The sequence below is a fragment of the Sphingopyxis sp. genome (genome assembly GCF_019459305.1).
GTDB lineage: Bacteria > Pseudomonadota > Alphaproteobacteria > Sphingomonadales > Sphingomonadaceae > Sphingopyxis.
The window spans coordinates 1-20,031 of the sequence record NZ_JAIBES010000097.1 but is presented as its reverse complement, the minus strand read 5'-3'; the positions used below and the strand labels follow the sequence as shown (position 1 = coordinate 20,031).

Below are 20,031 nucleotides of genomic sequence, written 5' to 3'. Positions count from 1 at the left end.
GATCAAGCGGCTGCCTTTTCTTCGGCTGCGATCGGGAAGGGGAAGCCGAACAGCTTGAGCAGTTCGCGGGCTTCGTCATCCGTGCGCGCCGTGGTGGTCACGATCACATCCATGCCGCGCACCTGGTCGATGCGGTCATAGTTGATTTCGGGGAAGATGATCTGCTCTTTCAGGCCCATGGCATAATTGCCACGACCGTCGAAGCTTGTCGCCGACACGCCGCGAAAATCGCGGATGCGCGGCATGGCGATGGTGATCAGGCGGTCAAGAAATTCGTACATGCGTTCGCGGCGCAAGGTGACCTTGCAACCGATCGGCATGCCTTCGCGCAGCTTGAACTGGGCGATCGACTTCTTGGCCTTGGTCACGACAGGCTTCTGGCCCGCGATCAGCTCCATTTCAGCAGCTGCCGCTTCGACCTTCTTCTTGTCCTGCGTGGCTTCACCGACGCCCATGTTGAGCACGATCTTTTCGATCTTCGGCACTTCCATCGCGTTCTTGTACCCGAACTTCTCGGTCATCGCCTTGACGATCACGTCGTCATAGCGCTTCCGCATGCGGGGGGTGTAATTATCAGCCACTGATGGTCTCCCCGGACTTCACGGCGACACGCACCTTTTTGCCGTCCTTGGTTTCGAAACGCACGCGCGTCGGCTTGCCGCTCTTGGGATCGGCAATCGCGACCTTGCTCGCGTGCAGCGGCGCTTCCTTGCGTTCCAGACCGCCCTGCGGGTTGGTCTGGCTCGGCTTGCGGTGCCGCGTGATGACATTGACGCCCGCGACCACAACCTTGCCGTCCTTCGGCAGGCTCTGCGTCACTTCGCCGGTCTTGCCCTTGTCCTTGCCGGACAGGATGACAACCGTGTCGCCCTTCTTGATCTTGGCCATACCCATGGTCAGAGAACCTCCGGTGCCAGGCTGATGATCTTCATATAGCCACGGCCGCGCAGCTCGCGGACGACGGGGCCAAAGATACGGGTGCCGATCGGCTCCTCGTTCTTGTTGACGAGCACTGCAGCGTTGGTGTCGAAACGGATCACCGAGCCATCGGCGCGGCGCACATCCTTGCGGGTGCGGACGATGACGGCGCGATGCACGTCACCCTTCTTCACCTTGCCGCGCGGCTGAGCTTCCTTGATCGACACGACGATGACGTCGCCGACGCCTGCAACGCGGCGCTTCGACCCGCCCAGCACCTTGATGCACTGGACGCGCTTGGCACCGCTGTTGTCAGCGACTTCCAATTGTGACTGCATCTGAATCATCGATGCATTTCCTTCTATTTTGGCCTACCGGGCAACCCCGGCGGTTCCGTGAACTGGTGTCAGCCTTCGGCCGCGGCGGGAGCAGCCGTTGCCGGCTTGCTGTGGGTGTCGACCTTGTCGAGCACCTTCCACGTCTTGAGCTTCGAAATCGGCTTCGTTTCCTCGATGCGGACGGTTTCGCCGGCCTTGATGGCGTTGTCCTCATCATGGGCATGGTATTTTTTCGAACGGCGGATGATCTTGCCGTACAGAGGGTGCTTCACCTTCCGCTCGACCTTCACCACAACGGTCTTGTCGCCCTTGTCGGACACCACCGTACCGGTCAGAATGCGCTTCGGCATCGATAGTCTCCTTACTTCGCGGCCGAGCGCGTGCGCTCGGTCTGCTGCGTCTTGATGCGGGCGATCGAACGCCGGACTTCCTTGACGCGCGATGCTTTTTCAAGCTGGCCGGTGGCCGCCTGGAAGCGGAGGTTGAACGCCTCGCGCTTCAGTTCGCCAAGCTGTTCCGACAGCTGATCGTCGGTCTTGGCTTTGAAATCTTCGGTCTTGGACATGGCCCTTAACCCTCCAGGTGCGAGGTGTCGCCGAGACGGGCAATCACCTTGGTCTTGATCGGCAGCTTCATCGCCGCACGTTCGAATGCCAGCGCGGCCACGGGGCCGGGAACGCCATCGAGTTCGAACAGGATGCGGCCCGGCTTGACGCGTGCGGCCCAGAATTCCGGCGAACCCTTGCCCTTGCCCATGCGGACTTCGGCCGGCTTCGACGACACGGGGACGTCGGGGAAGATGCGGATCCACAAACGGCCCTGACGCTTGATCGCGCGGCTGATCGCACGACGCGCCGCTTCGATCTGGCGCGCGGTGATCCGCTCTGGTTCCAGTGCCTTCAGCCCGTAGGAGCCGAAGTTCAGGCTGGTCCCACCCTTGGCATTGCCATGGATGCGGCCCTTGAAGGCCTTGCGAAACTTGGTTTTCTTCGGTTGCAACATGTCAGTTGTCCTTAGCGGCGATCTTCACGAGCCGGACGGACGCCGGTCGTCTGTGCATCGAGCATCAGACGGTCGGTCGCCATCGGGTCGTGGCCGAGAATCTCGCCCTTGAAGATCCACACCTTGATCCCGCACACGCCATAGGCGGTGTGAGCGGTCGATTCGGCATAGTCGACATTGGCACGCAGCGTGTGCAGCGGCACCCGGCCCTCGCGGTACCATTCGGTACGTGCGATTTCCGCGCCGCCGAGACGGCCGGCGCAGTTGATGCGGATGCCTTCGGCGCCCAGACGCATCGCCGACTGGACCGCGCGCTTCATGGCGCGGCGGAACGCAACGCGGCGTTCGAGCTGGTCGGCAATGCCCTGGCCGACGAGCTTGGCGTCGACTTCGGGCTTGCGGATTTCGACGATATTCAGCGACACGTCGCTGCCCGTCAGCTCGCCCAGCTTCTTGCGAAGCTTTTCGATGTCGGCGCCCTTCTTGCCGATGATGACGCCCGGACGGGCGGCATAGATCGACACGCGGCACAGCTTGGCCGGGCGTTCGATCACGACCTTCGAGATCGCTGCCTGCGGCAGGGTCTTGAACACAAACTGGCGGATCTTCAGATCCTCGACCAGCATGCGGCCGTAGTCCTGACCTTCGGCGAACCAGCGGCTGTCCCAGGTGCGGTTGACCTGCAGGCGCAGGCCGATCGGATTGCTCTTCTGGCCCATATTACGCCTCTTCTTCCTGTTCGCGCACTACGATGCGGATGCGGCTGAACGGCTTGACGATCCGGGTCGACTTGCCGCGGCCGCGTGCGTGCCAGCGCTTCATCGAGATCGACTTGCCGACGCTTGCTTCCTGGATAACCAGCGCATCAACGTCGAGGTTGTGGTTGTTTTCCGCGTTGGCAACGGCGCTGGCGAGAACCTTGCGCACGTCGACAGCCATCGCCTTCTTCGAGAAGGTGAGGATGTTCATCGCGTCTTCGACCTTGCGGCCGCGGATCAGCGCGGCGACGAGGTTCAGCTTCTGCGCCGAACCGCGAATCTGCGTGCCGACCGAGAGCGCCTCATTATCCGCAACGCGGCGGGGGGACTTTTCCTTGCCCATTAGCGTTTGCCCTTCTTGTCGGCAGCGTGACCGGGGAAGAAGCGCGTCGGCGCAAATTCACCCAGCTTCATGCCGACCATGTCTTCGTTGACCGATACCGGCACGAACTTGCGGCCGTTATAGACGTTGAAGGTCAGCCCCACGAACTGCGGCAGGATGGTGGACCGGCGCGACCAGGTTTTGATGGGAGCATTGCTGCTGCCTTCCTGGGCCGTTTCGGCTTTCTTGAGCAGATGGAGGTCCACGAAAGGACCCTTCCAGACCGAGCGAGCCATGGCTTACCTCTTCTTCTTCGCGTGACGCGACCGGATGATCATCTTGTCGGTCGATTTGTTGTGGCGCGTGCGCGCACCCTTGGTCGGCTTGCCCCACGGGGTAACCGGATGACGGCCGCCCGAGGTACGGCCTTCGCCGCCGCCATGCGGGTGATCGACCGGGTTCTTCGCAACACCGCGGGTCAGCGGGCGCTTGCCGAGCCAGCGGCTGCGACCGGCTTTGCCGAGGTTGGTGTTCTGGTTGTCGGGGTTCGACACCGCGCCAACCGTACCCATGCAATCGCCGCGAATGTACCGCTGTTCGCCCGAACCGAGTCGCACGATGACAAGACCGCGATCACGACCGACGACCTGCGCATAGGTCCCAGCCGAACGGGCGATCTGGCCACCCTTGCCCGGCTTCATTTCGATGTTGTGGACGATCGTACCCACCGGCATCTGCGACAATTCCATCGCATTGCCCGGCTTCACGTCGGTCTTTTTGCCTGCGATCACCTTGTCGCCGACCGCCAGGCGCTGCGGCGCCAGGATGTAAGCGACACGGTCCTTGCCGGCATCGTCCTTGCCATAGTTGACGAGGGCGATGAACGCGGTGCGGTTGGGGTCATATTCCAGACGCTCGACCGTACCCTCGACGTCCCACAGGCGGCGCTTGAAATCGACGATGCGATAACGCTGCTTGTGACCACCGGCGATGCCGCGCGAGGTGACATGACCCTTGTTGTTGCGGCCACCAGTCTTGTTCTTGCCTTCGGTCAGCGCCTTGACGGGCTTGCCCTTCCACAGCGACGATTTGTCGACGAGGATCAGGCCGCGCTGCGCGGGGCTGGTCGGATTATAGGACTTAAGTGCCATTTTCTCTGCCTCTTCCTACAATCAGACGCCGGTGGTGACGTCGATCGACTGGCCTTCGGCCAGGCGAACGATCGCCTTCTTCACGTCGCTGCGGGTGTAGGGCTTGCCCTTCCAGCGCTTGGTCTTGCCCTTGGTGATGAGCGTGTTCACGCCGATCACCTTGACATCGAACAGCGCCTCGACGGCGGCCTTGATGGCGGGCTTGGTCGCATCGCCTGCGACCTTGAACACCACCGCGTTGTTTTCACTGAGCATCGTCGATTTTTCGGTGATCACTGGAGCCAGGATCACGTCATAATGACGTGCGTCGACCGTTTTTGCCTTAGCCATTGAAGCGTGCCTCCAGCTTTTCGAGGCCGGCGCGGGTCAGGACCAGCGTATCGGCGCGCAAAATGTCATAGACGTTGGCGCCCATCGCCGGCATCGAGTTGATGCCGATCAGGTTGGCCGACGCCATGGCGAAGCTTTCGTGAACCGCATCGCCATCGATGAACAGTGCGCGATTGCCGAGTTCGAGCTTGCCGAGCTGGCCGGCGAGCGCCTTGGTCTTGGCATCCTTGAGCTCGAGCGTGTCAAGGACGAGGATCTTGCCGCCCTTCGCCTTGTCGCTCAGCGCCATTTTCAGGCCGAGAGTGCGGATCTTCTTGTTCAGCGAGTGGCCGAAGGTGCGCGCGCGAGGGCCGTGCGCCTTGCCGCCGCCGATGAAGATCGGAGCTGCGCGATCGCCGTGACGAGCGGTACCGCCGCCCTTCTGGTTGCCGAACTTCTTGCCGGTGCGCGACACATCGCTGCGTTCGCGGGCGGCGCGAGCCGGACCGCGGCGCTTTTCGAGCTGCCAGCTGACAACGCGGTGAAGGATGTCGGCCCGCGGGTCGACGCCGAACACATCGTCATTGAGATCGATGTCTGCGCCGGCCTTGCCGTCAATGGTGTGAACCTTGACCTTCATGATCAGGACTCCTGTGCGCCGTCGGTGGTGGCAGTGTCGACCACGGTGTCTTCGACCGGGGTTTCCACAGGCGCATCAGCCGGGGCTTCGTGATTGGCGTTTGCCGCGCTCTTGATGCCCGCCGGATAGGGGGCTTCGGGATGACGCGGCAGCTTGACGGCGTCGCGAACCATCAGCCAGCCACCCTTCGAGCCAGGGACCGAACCCTTGACGAAGAGAAGGCCGCGCTCGACGTCGGTGCGGACGATTTCGAGATTCTGCTGGGTGCGATTGCGCGCGCCCATGTGGCCCGCCATCTTCTTGTTCTTGAAGACGCGGCCCGGATCCTGGCGGTTACCGGTCGAACCATGCGCACGGTGGCTGATCGAAACGCCGTGGGTTGCGCGCATACCGCCGAAACCCCAGCGCTTCATCGCACCGGCAAAGCCCTTACCCTGGGTCACGCCCTGGATATCGACGATCTGGCCGGCGACGAAATGGTCGGCCGACAGTTCGGCACCGACGTCGAGCGTCGCGTCATCAGCGACGCGGAATTCGACAACCTTTGCCTTGGGCTCGACTTCGGCCTTGCCGAAAGCGCCGCGCTGCGGCTTGGCGACGTTCTTCGCCTTGGCCGATCCGGCACCGAGTTGGACGGCCACATAGCCGTCGCGTTCTTGTTCGCGCACAGAGATAACCTGACAGCCTTCGAGGCTCAGGACGGTGACGGGCACGTGGCGGCCGTCGTCCTGAAACAGGCGGGTCATCCCCATTTTCTTCGCGATCACGCCAGTCCGCATGATCATACTCCTCAACAGAGGCCGGGCGGACCATTCCGCACGGCGTGTGGGCCTCCGTCAGGGCGAACCCCGGTGGAAACCCTCCCAGCCCAGAATTTCGATGGTCGCCCCGTCCGGGCTGAGGTGCCGCCTTCCCAGGGGAGAAGCGGCGAGACGGGGGACGCAGCCCGGTCGATATGCCTTCCAAAGAAAGCGACCGGCGGTATCCACCCTATCGTCGGTCCGGAGCACTCCGGACAATGCAGTCACCGAAGGGACTGCCGATAGAGACCCCGGATCAGATCCGGGGCTGCGTTGGCTTAGGCCAACTTGATCTCAACATTTACGCCCGCGGCCAGATCGAGCTTCATCAGCGCATCGACCGTCTGCGGGGTAGGCTGCACGATGTCGAGCAGCCGCTTGTGGGTACGCACCTCGAACTGCTCGCGCGACTTTTTGTCGATGTGCGGGCCGCGGTTCACGGTGAATTTTTCAATGCGCGTCGGCAGCGGGATCGGGCCGCGAATAAGCGCTCCGGTGCGACGTGCCGTATCGGCAATGTCGGTGGTAGCCTGATCGAGCACGCGGTGATCAAAGGCCTTGAGGCGAATGCGAATATTCTGCGTTTCCATGACTATTCCAGTCGAATCCCGTCTGACGATGCGAAAGAGCCGAAATGGCCTGTTCCGGCCCCCTAGTGGAAGCCGGCTCGGCCATCAAAAATCTTTAAGCTACGAGCCGCCCGAATCGCTTCCGAATCAGGCGGCTCGCGGCCCTATATTACTTTGTGATCGTCGCCACAACCCCTGCGCCGACGGTGCGACCGCCTTCGCGGATTGCAAAGCGCAGACCCGGGTCCATGGCGATCGGCGCAATCAGCTTGACCGCCAGCTGGACGTTGTCGCCCGGCATCACCATCTCGGTGCCCTCGGGGAGGATGACCTCGCCGGTGACGTCGGTGGTGCGGAAGTAGAACTGCGGACGATAGTTGGCAAAGAACGGCGTGTGACGGCCGCCTTCGTCCTTCGACAGCACATAGACTTCCGAGGTGAACTCGGTATGCGGCTTGATCGTGCCGGGCTTGCAAAGAACCTGGCCACGCTCGACTTCTTCACGGCCGACGCCGCGGATCAGCGCACCGACGTTATCGCCAGCCTGGCCCTGATCGAGCAGCTTGCGGAACATTTCGACGCCGGTCACGACGGTCTTCTTGGTGTCCTTGATGCCGACGATTTCGACTTCTTCACCCACCTTGACGATGCCGGTTTCGATACGGCCGGTGACGACGGTACCGCGACCCGAGATCGAGAACACGTCTTCGATCGGCATCAGGAAGGGCTTGTCGAGCGGACGTTCCGGCTGCGGGATCCACGCGTCGACGGCTTCCATCAGCTTCAGGATTGCGTCCTTGCCGATGGCGTCGTCGCGGCCTTCGAGAGCGGCAAGCGCCGAACCCGGGATGATGGGGATGTTGTCGCCGTCGAAGTCGCGCTTTGACAGTTCTTCGCGGATTTCAAGCTCTACGAGTTCGAGCAGCTCGGGATCGTCCAGCTGGTCGACCTTGTTCAGGAAAACGACCATGGTCGGCACGCCGACCTGCTTGGCGAGCAGGATGTGCTCCTTGGTCTGCGGCATCGGGCCGTCAGCAGCCGACACCACCAGGATCGCGCCGTCCATCTGGGCAGCACCGGTGATCATGTTCTTCACATAGTCGGCGTGGCCCGGGCAATCGACGTGCGCATAGTGGCGGGCGCCGGTTTCATATTCGACGTGTGCGGTCGAAATGGTGATGCCGCGCTCGCGTTCTTCGGGCGCCTTGTCGATGTTCGCGAAGTCGACGGCGACGCCGCCCGACGTTTCGGCGAGCACCTTGGTGATCGCTGCGGTCAGCGAGGTCTTGCCATGGTCAACGTGACCGATGGTGCCGATGTTGCAGTGCGGCTTGTTCCGCTCAAATTTTGCCTTGGCCATGATCTTACCCTTGTCCTTCGTCTGGCGTGTCTAAATGCTCAGAAATTGTTCGTTCGGCGGAACCGCCTGTTGAAACAGGCGCCGCCATTAGTCGGCTTTGCAGAAGAGGGCAAGCCCCGCGGGGTGAAAGCGGCCCGAAAGCCGTTCACCCCACAAAAAGCTTACGCCATTTTGGCTTTCACCTCTTCGGCGACGTTCGTCGGCACTTCTTCATAATGCGAGAATTGCATCGAGTAGCTGGCGCGACCCTGGCTGAAACTGCGCAGCTGATTCACATAGCCGAACATGTTTGCCAGCGGCACGATCGCTTCGACGACCTGGGCGATGCCCCGGCTGTCGGTGCCCTGAATCTGGCCGCGACGGCTGTTAAGATCGCCGATCACGTCGCCCATGAATTCCTCAGGGGTAACAACCTCGACCTTCATCACCGGCTCGAGCAGCTTGATGCCGGCCTTTGCCGCCACTTCGCGCATCGCCGCACGGCCCGCGATTTCGAACGCCAGCGCCGAAGAGTCGACGTCGTGATAGGCGCCGTCGGTCAGCTTGATTTCGAAGTCGATGATCGGGAAGCCGATCATGTGACCGTTTTCGGCCGACTCGCGCATGCCCTTTTCAACAGACGGGATATATTCGCGCGGAATGTTGCCGCCCTTGATCTCGTCGATGAAGGTGATGCCCGCGCCGCGTTCGCCGGGAGCAACCGTCACCTTGACGCGGCCGAACTGACCCGAGCCACCCGACTGCTTCTTGTGGGTATAGTCGACGTCGACCGCCTTCGCGAGCGATTCGCGGTATGCCACCTGCGGCGCGCCGACGTTGGCTTCAACCTTGAACTCGCGCTTCATGCGATCGACGAGGATGTCGAGGTGAAGCTCGCCCATGCCCTTGATGATCGTCTGGCCCGATTCATGGTCGGTCGACACGCGGAACGAGGGATCCTCGGCAGCCAGACGGTTGAGCGCGATGCCCATCCGTTCCTGGTCGGCCTTGGTCTTCGGTTCCACCGACAGCTCGATGACCGGCTCGGGGAATTCCATCCGCTCGAGGATGATAGGCGCGCTGGTGGCGCAGAGCGTGTCCCCGGTGGTGGTTTCCTTGAGGCCTGCGAGCGCCACGATGTCGCCCGCAAAGGCTTCTTCGATGTCTTCGCGGCTGTTCGCATGCATCAGCAGCATGCGGCCAACCTTTTCCTTCTTGTCCTTCACCGAGTTCAGGTACGTGCCCTTGTTCAGGGTACCCGAATAGATGCGCGCGAAGGTGAGCGAACCGACGAACGGGTCGTTCATGATCTTGAAGGCGAGCAGCGACAGCGGCGCATCGTCGGCCGGCGGACGCGAATCGGGGGTTTCGCCGTCGAGCTTGAGACCCTGCACGTCGGGAATGTCGAGCGGCGACGGCAGATAATCGACAACGGCGTCGAGCAGCGTCTGCACGCCCTTATTCTTGAACGCCGAGCCGCAGAGGACCGGAACGAACGCCTGCGCCAGCGTCCCCTTGCGGATCAGCTTCTTGAGCGTGGCGACGTCGGGAACGGTGCCTTCAAGATAGGCTTCCATCGCGTCGTCGTCCTGTTCCACGGCGAGTTCGACGAGCTTTTCGCGATACTCAGCAGCCTTGTCGACGAGGTCGGCGGGGATTTCCTCATAGAAGAATTCGGCGCCGAGGCTTTCGTCCTTCCAGATGATCGCGCGTTCGTTGACAAGGTCGACGAGACCCTTGAAGTCGCCTTCGGCGCCGATCGGCAGATAAAGGACGGCCGGGGTCGCACCAAGGCGATCAATGATCGTCTGGACGCAATAATAGAAATCGGCGCCGGTGCGGTCGAGCTTGTTGACGAAGCACATCCGCGGCACTTTATACTTGTCGGCCTGGCGCCACACGGTTTCCGACTGCGGCTCAACGCCGGCAACGCCGTCAAACGCGGTGATCGCACCGTCGAGCACGCGCAGCGAACGCTCGACTTCGATCGTGAAGTCGACGTGGCCGGGAGTGTCGATGATGTTCAGGCGATGCTCGGGACCCTGGCCTTCTTCAGCCTTCCACAGGCAGGTGGTGGCCGCAGACGTGATCGTGATGCCGCGTTCCTGTTCCTGCTCCATCCAGTCCATCGTCGCGGCGCCGTCATGGACTTCGCCGATCTTGTAGGACTTGCCGGTGTAGTAAAGGATACGCTCGGTCGTCGTGGTCTTGCCGGCGTCGATGTGCGCCATGATCCCAAAGTTGCGATAATTTTCGAGCGGATGGCTGCGTGCCATGGTCTTTTCCTTGGATGTGGGGGGCGGTCTTGCGAGCCGCCCCCGATATAGGAAGAATTGTTGCGATTGCGAGACGCCGGAGCGTCCCGGCAATTACCAGCGGTAGTGCGAGAAGGCGCGGTTCGCTTCTGCCATACGGTGGGTGTCTTCGCGCTTCTTCACCGCGTTGCCGCGGTTGTTCGACGCGTCGAGCAGTTCACCCGACAGGCGCGCAGCCATCGTCGTTTCGCTACGGTTGCGCGCCGCGGTGATCAGCCAGCGGATCGCCAGCGCCTGCGCGCGGTCGGGACGGACTTCGACCGGAACCTGATAGGTCGCACCGCCGACGCGGCGGCTGCGGACCTCGATGTTCGGACGGATATTCGCCAGCGCTTCGTGGAACACGCCGAGCGGTTCCTTTTTGGCCCGGGCTTCGACCGATTCGAGCGCACCGTAAACGATGTTCTCGGCGACCGACTTTTTCCCGTCCAGCATGACGCTGTTCATGAATTTCGACAGCACCGTATCACCAAAACGGGGATCGGGCAGGATTTCGCGGCGTTCAGGACGACGACGACGAGCCATAGGGTATTCCTTTACAACAGCATCCCGGCGCGAGGCGCTCTGGGATGATCAAATAGCCGAAAAAGCGGTCCTTACTTCGGACGCTTCGCGCCGTACTTCGAACGGCTCTGCTTGCGGTCTTTCACGCCCTGCGTATCGAGCACGCCGCGCAGGACGTGGTAACGCACACCGGGAAGATCGCGGACACGACCGCCGCGGATCAGCACAACGCTGTGTTCCTGGAGGTTGTGGCCTTCGCCGGGGATGTAGGTGATGACTTCGCGCTGGTTGGTCAGGCGGACCTTCGCAACCTTACGGAGCGCCGAGTTCGGCTTTTTCGGGGTGGTCGTATAGACTCGGGTGCAAACGCCGCGCTTTTGCGGGTTTGCGTCCATCGCCGGGACCTTGGACTTCACCTTCTGGGGAGTCCGGCCCTTGCGGACCAGCTGGTTGATCGTGGGCATGAATGCTTCACCTTTAAATGTCCGCCCATCAAAGCGAACGGTTACTGTACCGCGGTGGATGAAGCATCGGTCCGAACCCCGCAGAAATCCGCGGAAAACGGGCAACCTTGTAACAGCAAAAGACCCCGGCTGATCGCAATTGATCGTCCGGAGGCTCCATCCGCGCCAGCAATGTTCAGCGCTGTTGTAACCGAAAAAGGCGGTTAAGCGCCGCTTTCGATCGACGCGGCCCCTAGCCGCGATTCCCCCGACGGTCAAGGGGCGAGCAAGATTGTTACGCTGCTGCCGGCGGGCTATCGGTGGCCGATGCCCGCGATCCGCCACGCCAGCTTTGCGCCCCACATCGCTCCCGACACCCGGCTGCTGGTCCTCGGCAGCCTGCCCGGGGCGCGGTCGCTCGCCGAACACCAATATTATGCCCATCCGACAAACCAGTTCTGGCGCCTGATCGGCGCGGTGATCGACGAACCGCTCGCTGAACTGGATTATGACGAGCGCCTGCTCCGGCTGCGCGCTGCGAAGATCGGCCTGTGGGACGTCATCCGCACCGCCGAGCGGCGGTCGAGCAGCGATGGGGAGTTACGGGAGGTTGAAGCGCACGATCTCGCCCCGCTGGTTGCAGACTTGCCCGAACTGCGGATGATTGCGTTCAACGGTGGCACGGCGGCAGCGATCGGTCGCCGTCAATTGTCCGCGCCGCTCGGCATCGCGTTTGTTGACTTACCCTCGAGCAGTGCGGCGAACACCAGCCGCTTTTCGGCGAAGCAGGAACAATGGCAGCAATTGGCTGAGGCGCTGATCGACGACTGATCCTCCCTGTAGCGAAGCCGTGGGAGGTGGCAGCGCGAAGCGCTGACGGAGGAGCGGTGACACTAACGTCGCTGCCCCTCCACCGCACCTGCGGCGGCGGTCCCCCTCCCCATCGCGACGCGACGGGAAGGATTAAGAACGATCAGTCGATCACCATCCCCCGTGCCATCACGAAATCGACTTTCTTCAGCACCCGCACATCGGCGATCGGGTCGCTGGTCACCGCTATGATATCGGCGCTCTTGCCCGGTGCAATGCTGCCGATCTCGTTCGAGAGGCCGAGCAGGTCGGCGGCGTTTACCGTCGCCGCTTTCAGCGCCGCGACCGGAGTCATGCCGTGTTGGACCATCAGCTCGAACTCGTCGCCGTTGCGGCCGTGTTTCGATACCCCGGCATCGGTCCCGAAGGCGATCCTCACGCCGCGCGGGACGAGCTGTTCAAGGCTCTTGCCGGTGATCGAGATGCGCCACTGAATCTTGGCCAGCACGTCGGGCTCATAGGCGGCAGCATTGGCCGCGATGCGCTCCTTATAGCCGTTCACGGTCGACAAGGTCGGGACATAATAGGTTTTCGATTTCGCCCACGCCGCGATCGTCGCTTCGTCGAGGATCGTGCCATGTTCGATCGAATCGGCCCCGGCATCGATCGCGAGGCGGATGCCGTCGGCGCCATGCGCGTGAACCGCGACCTTCTTGCCGAACAGGCGCGCAGTCTCGACGATCGCCTGCGCCTCGTCATCGAACATCTGCTTGCCCAGTCCGGCGCCGATGCGGCTGTTGACCCCGCCGGTCGAGGCGAATTTGATCACGTCGGCGCCGCGGCCAACCTGAAGTCGCACCGCGCGGCGGCAATCGTCGGCGCCATTGCAGGTGTTGCCCGCGCCCGCAAAGAAGGGGCGAAGCTCGTCGCGATAGCCAAGCGAGCCGTCCATATGCCCCGCGCTGCCCGAAATGCTGGCCCCCGCATCGACGATACGCGGCCCCTGCACCTTGCCCGCCGCAATCGCATCGCGCAGCGCCAGCGTCGCGCCGTCGCCATCACCGAGGTTGCGCACCGTGGTAAAACCGGCACGCAGCGTCTTCATGCCGTTGACTTCGGCATTGAACGCCTGCGCCGCGGGGCTGAGCGTGACATCCTCCAGCTGACCCGCGATCCCCCCCGCGTCGCTGGTCAGGTGGACGTGGCTGTCGATCAGGCCCGGGAGGACATATTTGTCCTTGAGGTCGATCAGCGTCGCGCCGGGTTCGGCGGGTTGATAGCCTTCGGCGAGCGCGATGATCCGACCGTTCTCGACGATGATCGTCGACGCGCCGCGCACCGGCTTGCCCGGCTCGGCGAGCAATTGCCCGGCGTGAATCACGGTGCGCGCGGGCGCCTGCGCGGCGAGCGGCGTAGCCAGCGCCGCGCCAACAAGCGCGAGCGAAAGACAATGTATCGGATTCATGTTGGCATCCCCTGATTTAACGTTGGGACTGTTAGAGCCGATCAGAAGCCCATCGTAAAGCGCAGCGCGGCGCCCTTGTCGTCGGGCATCGCGGCGATATGGCCGGGATCGCGGCGGACCCAGCTGTTGGCGATCAGATCACCGCCCAGCAGCGACAATGCGTAGCTCGCCTCGACCACCAGTTCGCGCCCGGTCGGCGCAAGATTATAGGTACGGCGGCCGAAGTCGGTCTGGCCGCTGGCGTAATCATGCGCGACGGGCAGCAGCAAGTCGATGCCGCCGCGCGAGACGCGCAAGGGCTGGGCGAAACGCAGCGCGGCGCGATCGCCGGAACGGAAAAGCTGCGCCTTTGCAATGTCGAACGAAAAGGCCGACGACCACAGCGCCCCACCCGCTACGAGCCCGCCGCGATCGGGACGGGTCCACATCTGGCGCCAGGCGCCCGACAGGCTCCAGCCGTTCGCAAGGTCGATACCAAGGCTCGCGTCACCGACCAGGCTGGTTGCACCCCCGGCACCGAAAACCGGGCCAAGCCGCGCGCCAAGTAAGCTGTCCGATTCGCGCATCCAACTGCCGCCCAGCGCGGCGCGGGCCGGACCGAAACGGGTGTCCCACGCAGCGCCAACCCGCTGGTAACGACTGTCGCGGCCCGAACGATAGCGGAGGAGCGGATCGCCCTGCCAGCGCGCACCCGACACCCAGCCATCGTCCAATACGATGCTGATATGGTGATGAGGCGCAATGTTGTGGCGCAGCATCGACCCGATGCCGGGGCGAACGGCAAAACCCAGTCCCTCGTGCGCGCCGTCGCTGATCAGCATCGCATGTCCGCTCTCGCCGCGCTCGCCCGCGAGCAAGCCACCTGCCCCGCGCCCGGCGGCAAAGCCGATCCGCGTCCGCGCGTCGAGACGCGTCACCACCGATGCGGCAAGGGTGCGTGCGCGCTGCGCGTCGTGGAACGAGAGGCCTGCCAGCGCGTCGCCTCCGCCTGCCCCCGGCGTCGTCACGAGCGACAGCGCCGTTGCGCGGCTGGTCGCGCTTTGCTGGCGAACCAGCCCACCGATCGCGCCCGACAGTTTGAAATCGGGGCGGCGCAGCGCCAGCGACTGGCCGAAATCGACGCTGAACGCGCGTCCGAAACCGTCGGTGACGAGGCCGGTGGTCGTTCCCGTGCCGGCAGTGCCCGCGTCGCCCATCGGCCCGCCGAGCATGCCGAGCGGCTGGCCAAGATCGACCGCAGTCACCGTGCCCGCAAGCGCCGTCGCCCCCATCGGCTGAAAAGCGCGGGCGATGTCGAGAATACCGCGCCCAAACACCGCATCCTCGCCCGCCGCCCCGGCGTCGCGTGCCGATTGATACAGAAGCTGGACGATCTGCTGGCCCGACAGGTTCGGAAACGCCTGCGCCAGCAGCGCCACCGCGCCCGCAACCTGCGGCGCAGCAAAGCTTGTCCCGTTGAGCAGAAAGACAAAATTGTCCTCGGTCCTGAGCGCGCCATTTTCGTAGGCACAGCATACTCCTTCGCCGAGCGCGGCGAGATAGGAACCCGAATAGGCGCCGGCCCGGTTGCTGAAGGCGGAACTGGCGCCATTTTCGTCGACCGAACCGACGATGATGACGAGGCCGCCCCCGGCATCGCGCATCCCCTGCGCGAAACGGCCGGGATTGTTCGGATCATTGCCGCCTTCGGTCGTGTCGCCCTCATTACCCGCTGACAGGATGATGATCACCCCTGCCGCGGTTGCGCGCTGTACCGCGCTGCGCAGCGTTGCGCCGGGCGGATCGCCGCCGCCAAGCGAAATGTTCACGACGCGCGCACCGGCAGTTACGGCCCGATCGAGCGCGGCAGCGATGGCGCTCCCCGGGAACTGGCAGCCGCTTTCCTCGGTGCCGGGATTTTCTGCGGCACAGCTGCCCGGCCGGTCAGCGCGCAGAACGAGCAGTCCGGCATTATATGCGATACCCATTGTCCCGGCATCATTCTTGGCTCCCAACAGCACCTGCGCGACGTTGGTGCCGTGGTTGCCTTCGCCGTTGATGCCGCGCGTTCCCGCGACGTCGGCTGACAATGGCGAGATCCGCCCGGCAAACTCGGGGCTGTCCTCGTCGATTCCATCGTCGACGACGCCCGCCAATATGCCCTGACCTGTTGCTCCCGACTGATAGGCAGAAATCGCGCCATGATAGTTGACCCCGTCGGATCGCCGCGTTTCGGCGGTGTTGAAATTGCCCGTCGGCGGAGGCGTTGGCGTGGGGGTCGGCGCGGGTGTCGGCGCGGGTGTCGATGGCGGCGCCGGAGTTGGCGAAGGCCGCGCCCCGCCCCCACCACCGCAACCGGCGAGCGGCAGCGCGGCGAGGCTGAGCAGCAGGGGTAAAGACCGCCCGGCTATCCGGCGGATGCGTTTGTGTCGTTTTTGATACGCCATCGCCGTTCCCTTTGACCTGATCCCTGCTATCCTAGCCGAGCGAATAGCGAAGGGGTAGCAAAGAGCGGTTAATGGGGGGTCCAATCCTCCCTGTCGCGCAGCGATGGGGAGGATTCCATTGCCGGCCTTGCCGCCGTCCACCCCAATCTTTATGCGCCGCGGCGACATGCCCGTTTCGCTTGACCATATCGACTGCTGGATCTTCGATCTCGACAACACGCTTTATTCGCCGTCGGCGAAGCTGTTCGACCTGATCGACGAACGTATGGGTGCTTTCATCATGCGGCTGCTCGACTGCGATGCGGTCGAAGCGCGGCGGGTGCAGAAGCTGTATTTCCACGATCACGGCACGACGATGGCCGGACTGATGCGCCATCACGGCGTCGACCCCGAAGATTTTCTGGTCGACGTCCATGACATCGCCCTCGACCGCATCGCGCCCGACGATCGGCTGCGCGCGGGATTGGCCCGGTTGCCAGGCCGCAAGCTGGTGTTCACCAACGCCGACGCCGATTATGCGGCGCGCGTGCTCGAAGCGCGCGGCGTCGCCGACCTGTTCGGCGGCATCTGCGACATTCGCGCGACCGCCTATACGCCCAAGCCCGACCCCGCCGCCTATGCGACGATGATCACGCACCTGGGCATTGACCCGGCGCGTAGCCTGTTCGTCGAGGATATGGCGCGCAACCTGACCCCGGCCAAGGCGCTGGGGATAACCACCGTCTGGCTGGACAATGGCAGCGAAAGCGGCCATCGCGACCACCTGCCGGACCAGGTCGATTTTCACGTGAGCGACCTTGCCGACTGGCTCGATAGCTTGCCTGCACCCTGGGGGATTTCATGACGACCGACCTGCAAACGACGATCGACGCCGCGTGGGAAACGCGCGACACTTTGGGCCTGACGACGCAGGGCACAGTACGCGATGCGGTTGAAACCGCGCTCGCCGGGCTCGACGACGGCAGCCTGCGCGTAGCGGAACGTGACGCGGGCGGGACATGGCAGGTCAACCAGTGGCTGAAAAAGGCAGTGCTGCTGTCGTTCCGCCTCAACGACATGGAACTCATCGAGGGCGGCCCCGGCGGCGCGCGCTGGTGGGACAAGGTGCCGTCGAAATTTGCCGGGTGGGGCGAGAACCGCTTTCGCGACGCGGGTTTCCGCGCCGTGCCCGGTTCGATCGTCCGCCGCGGCGCCTTCATCAGCAAGGGCGCAGTGCTGATGCCGAGCTTCGTCAACATCGGCGCCTATGTCGGTGAGGGATCGATGGTCGATGCCTGGGCCACCGTCGGCAGCTGCGCGCAGATCGGCGCCAACGTCCATTTGTCGGGCGGCGCCGGGATCGGTGGTGTCCTAGAACCGCTGCAGGCCGGACCGGTGGTGATCGAGGACGGCGCCTTTATCGGCGCGCGCGCCGAGGTCGCCGAGGGCGTGATCGTGCGCGAGGGCGCAGTGCTGTCGATGGGCGTTTACCTCGGCGCATCGACCAAGATCGTCGACCGCGCGACGGGCGAGATTTTCATCGGCGAAGTGCCGCCTTACGCGGTTGTCGTCCCCGGCGCGATGCCTGGCAAGCCGCTGCCCGACGGGTCGCCCGGCCCGTCGCTTTACTGCGCGGTGATCGTCAAGCGCGTCGATGCCAAGACGCGCGCCAAGACCGGGATCAACGAGTTGCTGCGCGACTGACGCCCCTCGCCGCTCGTCGAACGCTACCCCGGGTTGGTAGAAGTTCGACATCGTTTTGCGACAGCCCTGCCCAAAGCGGCGCGCGGGACGCCCGACGCCGGCGTGTCCGATTGGGGGAGGAATGAATGCGTCGCATTTCAGCCGGTTCGTCGCTCGCCATTGCTATGGCCTGCTCGCCGTCGTTGGCGGCGCAGGAAGCCGCGCTTGACCCTGCCCCCGCTGTCGAAGCTCCCGCCAATGGCGCGCAGCGTTACACCCCCGGCGATTTCGCCAGCTTTTCGCCGCGCACCGCGCTCGACATGGTTGAAAAGGTGCCGGGCTTTCTGATCGTCACCGGGACCAACGGCGGCGCCCGCGGCTTGGGCGCCGCGACCGAGAACGTCCTGATCAACGGCGAGCGCATCGCCAATAAATCGACCGATGCGCGCAGCGCGCTGCAACGCATTGCGGCGACACAAGTGGCCCATGTCGACATCGTCGATGGCGCGAGCCTGAACGTCCCCGGCCTGACCGGCCAGGTCGCCAATGTCGTTCTGGTCGCGGGCGCGGCGCAGGCGGGCTTGACGACAACGATCCGCTGGCAACCCGAATGGCGGCCGCGGATTGCCGACAATTGGCTGGCGGGCGAGGTTTCGACCACCGGTCGGCTCGGCGGCACTACTGTCACGCTCAGTCTGAAAAATGACGCCAATCGGCAGGGGCACTGGGGTCCGGAAGAACGCTTTGACGGTGATGACGTACTGCAGTTCACCCGCGAGGAGTTTGCGCGCTATTATGGCGACCGGCCGCGCCTGGCGCTGGCGCTGGCGCGCACGACGACCAGCGGCAACAAATGGAATTTCAATCTGGGCGGCCAGTTGCAGAAAATCCACGACCGGGTCAGCAGCGTTTCGGTACGGCCAACGAACGGCATCGTGCGCGAGACGTTCGAATCGATCGAAGACGAGCATAATTTCGACATCGGCGGCGATTACGAGCTGGGGCTGGGCAAGGGGCGGCTCAAGCTGATCGGGCTCTATCGCTTCGAACATAGTCCCAACGTGGACACCTTCGTCGTCGACCAGGCGATCGGTGGGCGCAGCGGCGAGCGGTTCAAGCAGACCGCCGACGAAGACGAATCGATCCTGCGCGGCGAATATGGCTGGCGCACCGCGGGCGGCACCGACTGGCAGGTCGCACTGGAGGGAGCGTATAATACGCTCGACGTCGACGCCGAATTTGCGACGTTGCAGCCCGACGGCAGCTTCCTGCCGGTCATCTTCGGCGGCGAAACGACCAAGGTCGAGGAAAAGCGCGGCGACGCCTCGCTAACCTGGGGCCGCGCACTCGCGTCCAACCTGACCGCGCAGATCAACCTTGGCGCCGAATATAGCGAGCTGTCGTCCTCCGGCCCGGGCGGCCTGACCCGCCGCTTCGTCCGCCCGAAAGGCAAGCTTGCGCTGGCTTGGAAAGTCGGGCCACGGACCACGATCAACTACCACCTCCAGCGCCGCGTCGACCAGCTCAACTTCTTCGATTTCGCCAGTTCGGTCGATGTCGCCAACGGGCAGGGCAATGGCGGCAACGGCCTGCTAGTCCCGCCGATCCTCAATCGCACCGAGCTGGAGTTCGTTCAGGACATGGGCGCCTGGGGCAATGCATCGGTCGCCTTCGCCTATGCCTATGCGCAGGATCTCGTCGACCAGATCCCGCTGTCGCCGACCACCGAAGGCCGCGGCAACCTGCCGGGAGCGCATCTCTATCGCGTCAGTTCAAAGGCGACGCTGCTGCTCGACCGGCTGGGCTGGAAAGGCGCGCGCATCAACAGCGACCTGACCTGGCGCCGCAACCGGGTGCGCGATCCGCTGACCGGCGGGTGGCGCGACCAGAGCCAGGGGCAGGAGTATCTGGTCGATGTGAGCCTGCGCCACGACATTCCGGCTTCGAAGCTTGCGTGGGGGGCGGGCTATTTCGACGAACGCAACAGCCCCAATTTGCGGCTCGACGCGATCGAGCATGACTATACGAAAGGAGCCTTCGTCACTGCCTTTGTCGAGCACAAGAATGTCGCGGGGTTTACGGTCAAGCTGTCGTACCGCAACCTGGAGGCGATGACCGACGCGTTCGACCGCACCGTGTTCGTCGACCGCCGCGACGGGCCGATCGCGTTCAGCGAAAGCCGGCGGCGCAAGTTCGGGCAATATTTCCAGCTGACGATGACGGGGACACTTTGAGCACCGTGCAACCCGGGCAGGGCGGG

At 63.7% G+C, this 20,031-nt stretch carries 24 protein-coding genes; 4 read left to right on the top strand and 20 right to left on the bottom strand.

The window, feature by feature from the left end; translation table 11 throughout:
• Positions 1-2 precede the first annotated feature (2 nt).
• The 18 genes from rplE to rpsL form a co-directional block, all read right to left on the bottom strand.
• Entirely contained in the window at positions 3-581 is a 579-nt protein-coding gene (gene rplE / locus K0M74_RS11795) for a 50S ribosomal protein L5 (protein ID WP_293972316.1), read from the bottom strand.
• Positions 574-894: a 50S ribosomal protein L24 gene (gene rplX / locus K0M74_RS11790; protein WP_088439827.1), complete on the bottom strand. Its 321-nt coding sequence runs from the start codon at positions 892-894 to the stop codon at positions 574-576. Before rplX ends, rplE begins: the two co-directional genes overlap by 8 nt.
• A 2-nt stretch (positions 895-896) precedes the next feature.
• Positions 897-1,265 carry a 50S ribosomal protein L14 gene (rplN, locus tag K0M74_RS11785; protein ID WP_088439828.1) on the bottom strand — a complete coding sequence of 123 codons (369 nt, stop codon included), beginning with the start codon at positions 1,263-1,265 and terminating at the stop codon, positions 897-899.
• A gap of 59 nt (positions 1,266-1,324) precedes the next feature.
• The gene (gene rpsQ / locus K0M74_RS11780; RefSeq protein WP_088439830.1) at positions 1,325-1,606 is read right to left on the bottom strand and encodes a 30S ribosomal protein S17; all 282 of its coding nucleotides are present in this window, start codon (positions 1,604-1,606) and stop codon (positions 1,325-1,327) included.
• A gap of 11 nt (positions 1,607-1,617) precedes the next feature.
• Positions 1,618-1,821, bottom strand: a complete 204-nt coding sequence (gene rpmC / locus K0M74_RS11775; RefSeq protein WP_088439832.1) for a 50S ribosomal protein L29 — start codon at positions 1,819-1,821, stop codon at positions 1,618-1,620.
• 5 nt (positions 1,822-1,826) lie between these two features.
• Positions 1,827-2,258, bottom strand: a complete 432-nt coding sequence (gene rplP / locus K0M74_RS11770; RefSeq protein ID WP_088439834.1) for a 50S ribosomal protein L16 — start codon at positions 2,256-2,258, stop codon at positions 1,827-1,829.
• 11 nt (positions 2,259-2,269) lie between these two features.
• Positions 2,270-2,977, bottom strand: a complete 708-nt coding sequence (gene rpsC / locus K0M74_RS11765; RefSeq protein ID WP_088439836.1) for a 30S ribosomal protein S3 — start codon at positions 2,975-2,977, stop codon at positions 2,270-2,272.
• A gap of 1 nt (position 2,978) precedes the next feature.
• The gene (gene rplV / locus K0M74_RS11760) at positions 2,979-3,359 is read right to left on the bottom strand and encodes a 50S ribosomal protein L22 (protein ID WP_088439838.1); all 381 of its coding nucleotides are present in this window, start codon (positions 3,357-3,359) and stop codon (positions 2,979-2,981) included.
• Positions 3,359-3,634, bottom strand: a complete 276-nt coding sequence (gene rpsS / locus K0M74_RS11755; RefSeq protein WP_039578279.1) for a 30S ribosomal protein S19 — start codon at positions 3,632-3,634, stop codon at positions 3,359-3,361. Before rpsS ends, rplV begins: the two co-directional genes overlap by 1 nt.
• 3 nt (positions 3,635-3,637) lie before the next feature.
• The gene (gene rplB, locus K0M74_RS11750) at positions 3,638-4,489 is read right to left on the bottom strand and encodes a 50S ribosomal protein L2 (protein WP_293701248.1); all 852 of its coding nucleotides are present in this window, start codon (positions 4,487-4,489) and stop codon (positions 3,638-3,640) included.
• A 21-nt stretch (positions 4,490-4,510) separates the two neighbouring features.
• On the bottom strand, positions 4,511-4,819 hold the full coding sequence (locus K0M74_RS11745) for a 50S ribosomal protein L23 (protein WP_293701247.1): 309 nt from the start codon (positions 4,817-4,819) through the stop codon (positions 4,511-4,513).
• Complete coding sequence (gene rplD / locus K0M74_RS11740) at positions 4,812-5,438, bottom strand: 50S ribosomal protein L4 (RefSeq protein WP_088439844.1); 627 nt, start codon at positions 5,436-5,438, stop codon at positions 4,812-4,814. Before rplD ends, K0M74_RS11745 begins: the two co-directional genes overlap by 8 nt.
• A 2-nt stretch (positions 5,439-5,440) precedes the next feature.
• Complete coding sequence (rplC, locus tag K0M74_RS11735) at positions 5,441-6,217, bottom strand: 50S ribosomal protein L3 (RefSeq protein ID WP_088440537.1); 777 nt, start codon at positions 6,215-6,217, stop codon at positions 5,441-5,443.
• 299 nt (positions 6,218-6,516) lie between these two features.
• The gene (gene rpsJ / locus K0M74_RS11730) at positions 6,517-6,828 is read right to left on the bottom strand and encodes a 30S ribosomal protein S10 (protein ID WP_011543089.1); all 312 of its coding nucleotides are present in this window, start codon (positions 6,826-6,828) and stop codon (positions 6,517-6,519) included.
• 148 nt (positions 6,829-6,976) lie between these two features.
• The gene (gene tuf / locus K0M74_RS11725) at positions 6,977-8,167 is read right to left on the bottom strand and encodes an elongation factor Tu (protein WP_088439845.1); all 1,191 of its coding nucleotides are present in this window, start codon (positions 8,165-8,167) and stop codon (positions 6,977-6,979) included.
• A 161-nt stretch (positions 8,168-8,328) separates the two neighbouring features.
• The gene (fusA, locus tag K0M74_RS11720) at positions 8,329-10,422 is read right to left on the bottom strand and encodes an elongation factor G (RefSeq protein ID WP_088439846.1); all 2,094 of its coding nucleotides are present in this window, start codon (positions 10,420-10,422) and stop codon (positions 8,329-8,331) included.
• A 93-nt stretch (positions 10,423-10,515) separates the two neighbouring features.
• Positions 10,516-10,986 (bottom strand): 30S ribosomal protein S7, encoded by a 471-nt coding sequence (rpsG, locus tag K0M74_RS11715; protein WP_179497639.1) that lies wholly within the window; start codon positions 10,984-10,986, stop codon positions 10,516-10,518.
• A 71-nt stretch (positions 10,987-11,057) separates the two neighbouring features.
• Positions 11,058-11,429, bottom strand: coding sequence for a 30S ribosomal protein S12 (rpsL, locus tag K0M74_RS11710; RefSeq protein WP_037515637.1), 372 nt, complete (start codon positions 11,427-11,429; stop codon positions 11,058-11,060).
• A gap of 306 nt (positions 11,430-11,735) precedes the next feature.
• Here rpsL and K0M74_RS11705 point away from each other — a divergent pair, with 306 nt between their 5' ends.
• Positions 11,736-12,239, top strand: coding sequence for a DNA-deoxyinosine glycosylase (locus tag K0M74_RS11705; RefSeq protein ID WP_293972301.1), 504 nt, complete (start codon positions 11,736-11,738; stop codon positions 12,237-12,239).
• 142 nt (positions 12,240-12,381) lie between these two features.
• On the opposite strand, the gene K0M74_RS11700 is transcribed toward K0M74_RS11705, so the two are convergent.
• Both K0M74_RS11700 and K0M74_RS11695 read right to left on the bottom strand, forming a co-directional pair.
• A complete protein-coding gene (locus K0M74_RS11700; RefSeq protein ID WP_293972298.1) occupies positions 12,382-13,683 on the bottom strand; it encodes an amidohydrolase family protein in 1,302 nt (433 codons plus the stop codon).
• Between the two features lie 41 nt (positions 13,684-13,724).
• Entirely contained in the window at positions 13,725-16,109 is a 2,385-nt protein-coding gene (locus K0M74_RS11695; protein ID WP_293972295.1) for a S8 family peptidase, read from the bottom strand.
• A gap of 166 nt (positions 16,110-16,275) precedes the next feature.
• On the opposite strand from K0M74_RS11695, the gene K0M74_RS11690 reads away from it, so the two are divergent.
• The 3 genes from K0M74_RS11690 to K0M74_RS11680 all read left to right on the top strand — a co-directional run bounded on the left by K0M74_RS11690 (position 16,276) and on the right by K0M74_RS11680 (position 20,005).
• Positions 16,276-16,953: a pyrimidine 5'-nucleotidase gene (locus tag K0M74_RS11690; protein ID WP_293972359.1), complete on the top strand. Its 678-nt coding sequence runs from the start codon at positions 16,276-16,278 to the stop codon at positions 16,951-16,953.
• A complete protein-coding gene (dapD, locus tag K0M74_RS11685; protein WP_293972292.1) occupies positions 16,950-17,792 on the top strand; it encodes a 2,3,4,5-tetrahydropyridine-2,6-dicarboxylate N-succinyltransferase in 843 nt (280 codons plus the stop codon). Before K0M74_RS11690 ends, dapD begins: the two co-directional genes overlap by 4 nt.
• 125 nt (positions 17,793-17,917) lie before the next feature.
• Complete coding sequence (locus K0M74_RS11680) at positions 17,918-20,005, top strand: TonB-dependent receptor (RefSeq protein WP_293972289.1); 2,088 nt, start codon at positions 17,918-17,920, stop codon at positions 20,003-20,005.
• The last annotated feature ends 26 nt before the right edge of the window (positions 20,006-20,031 follow it).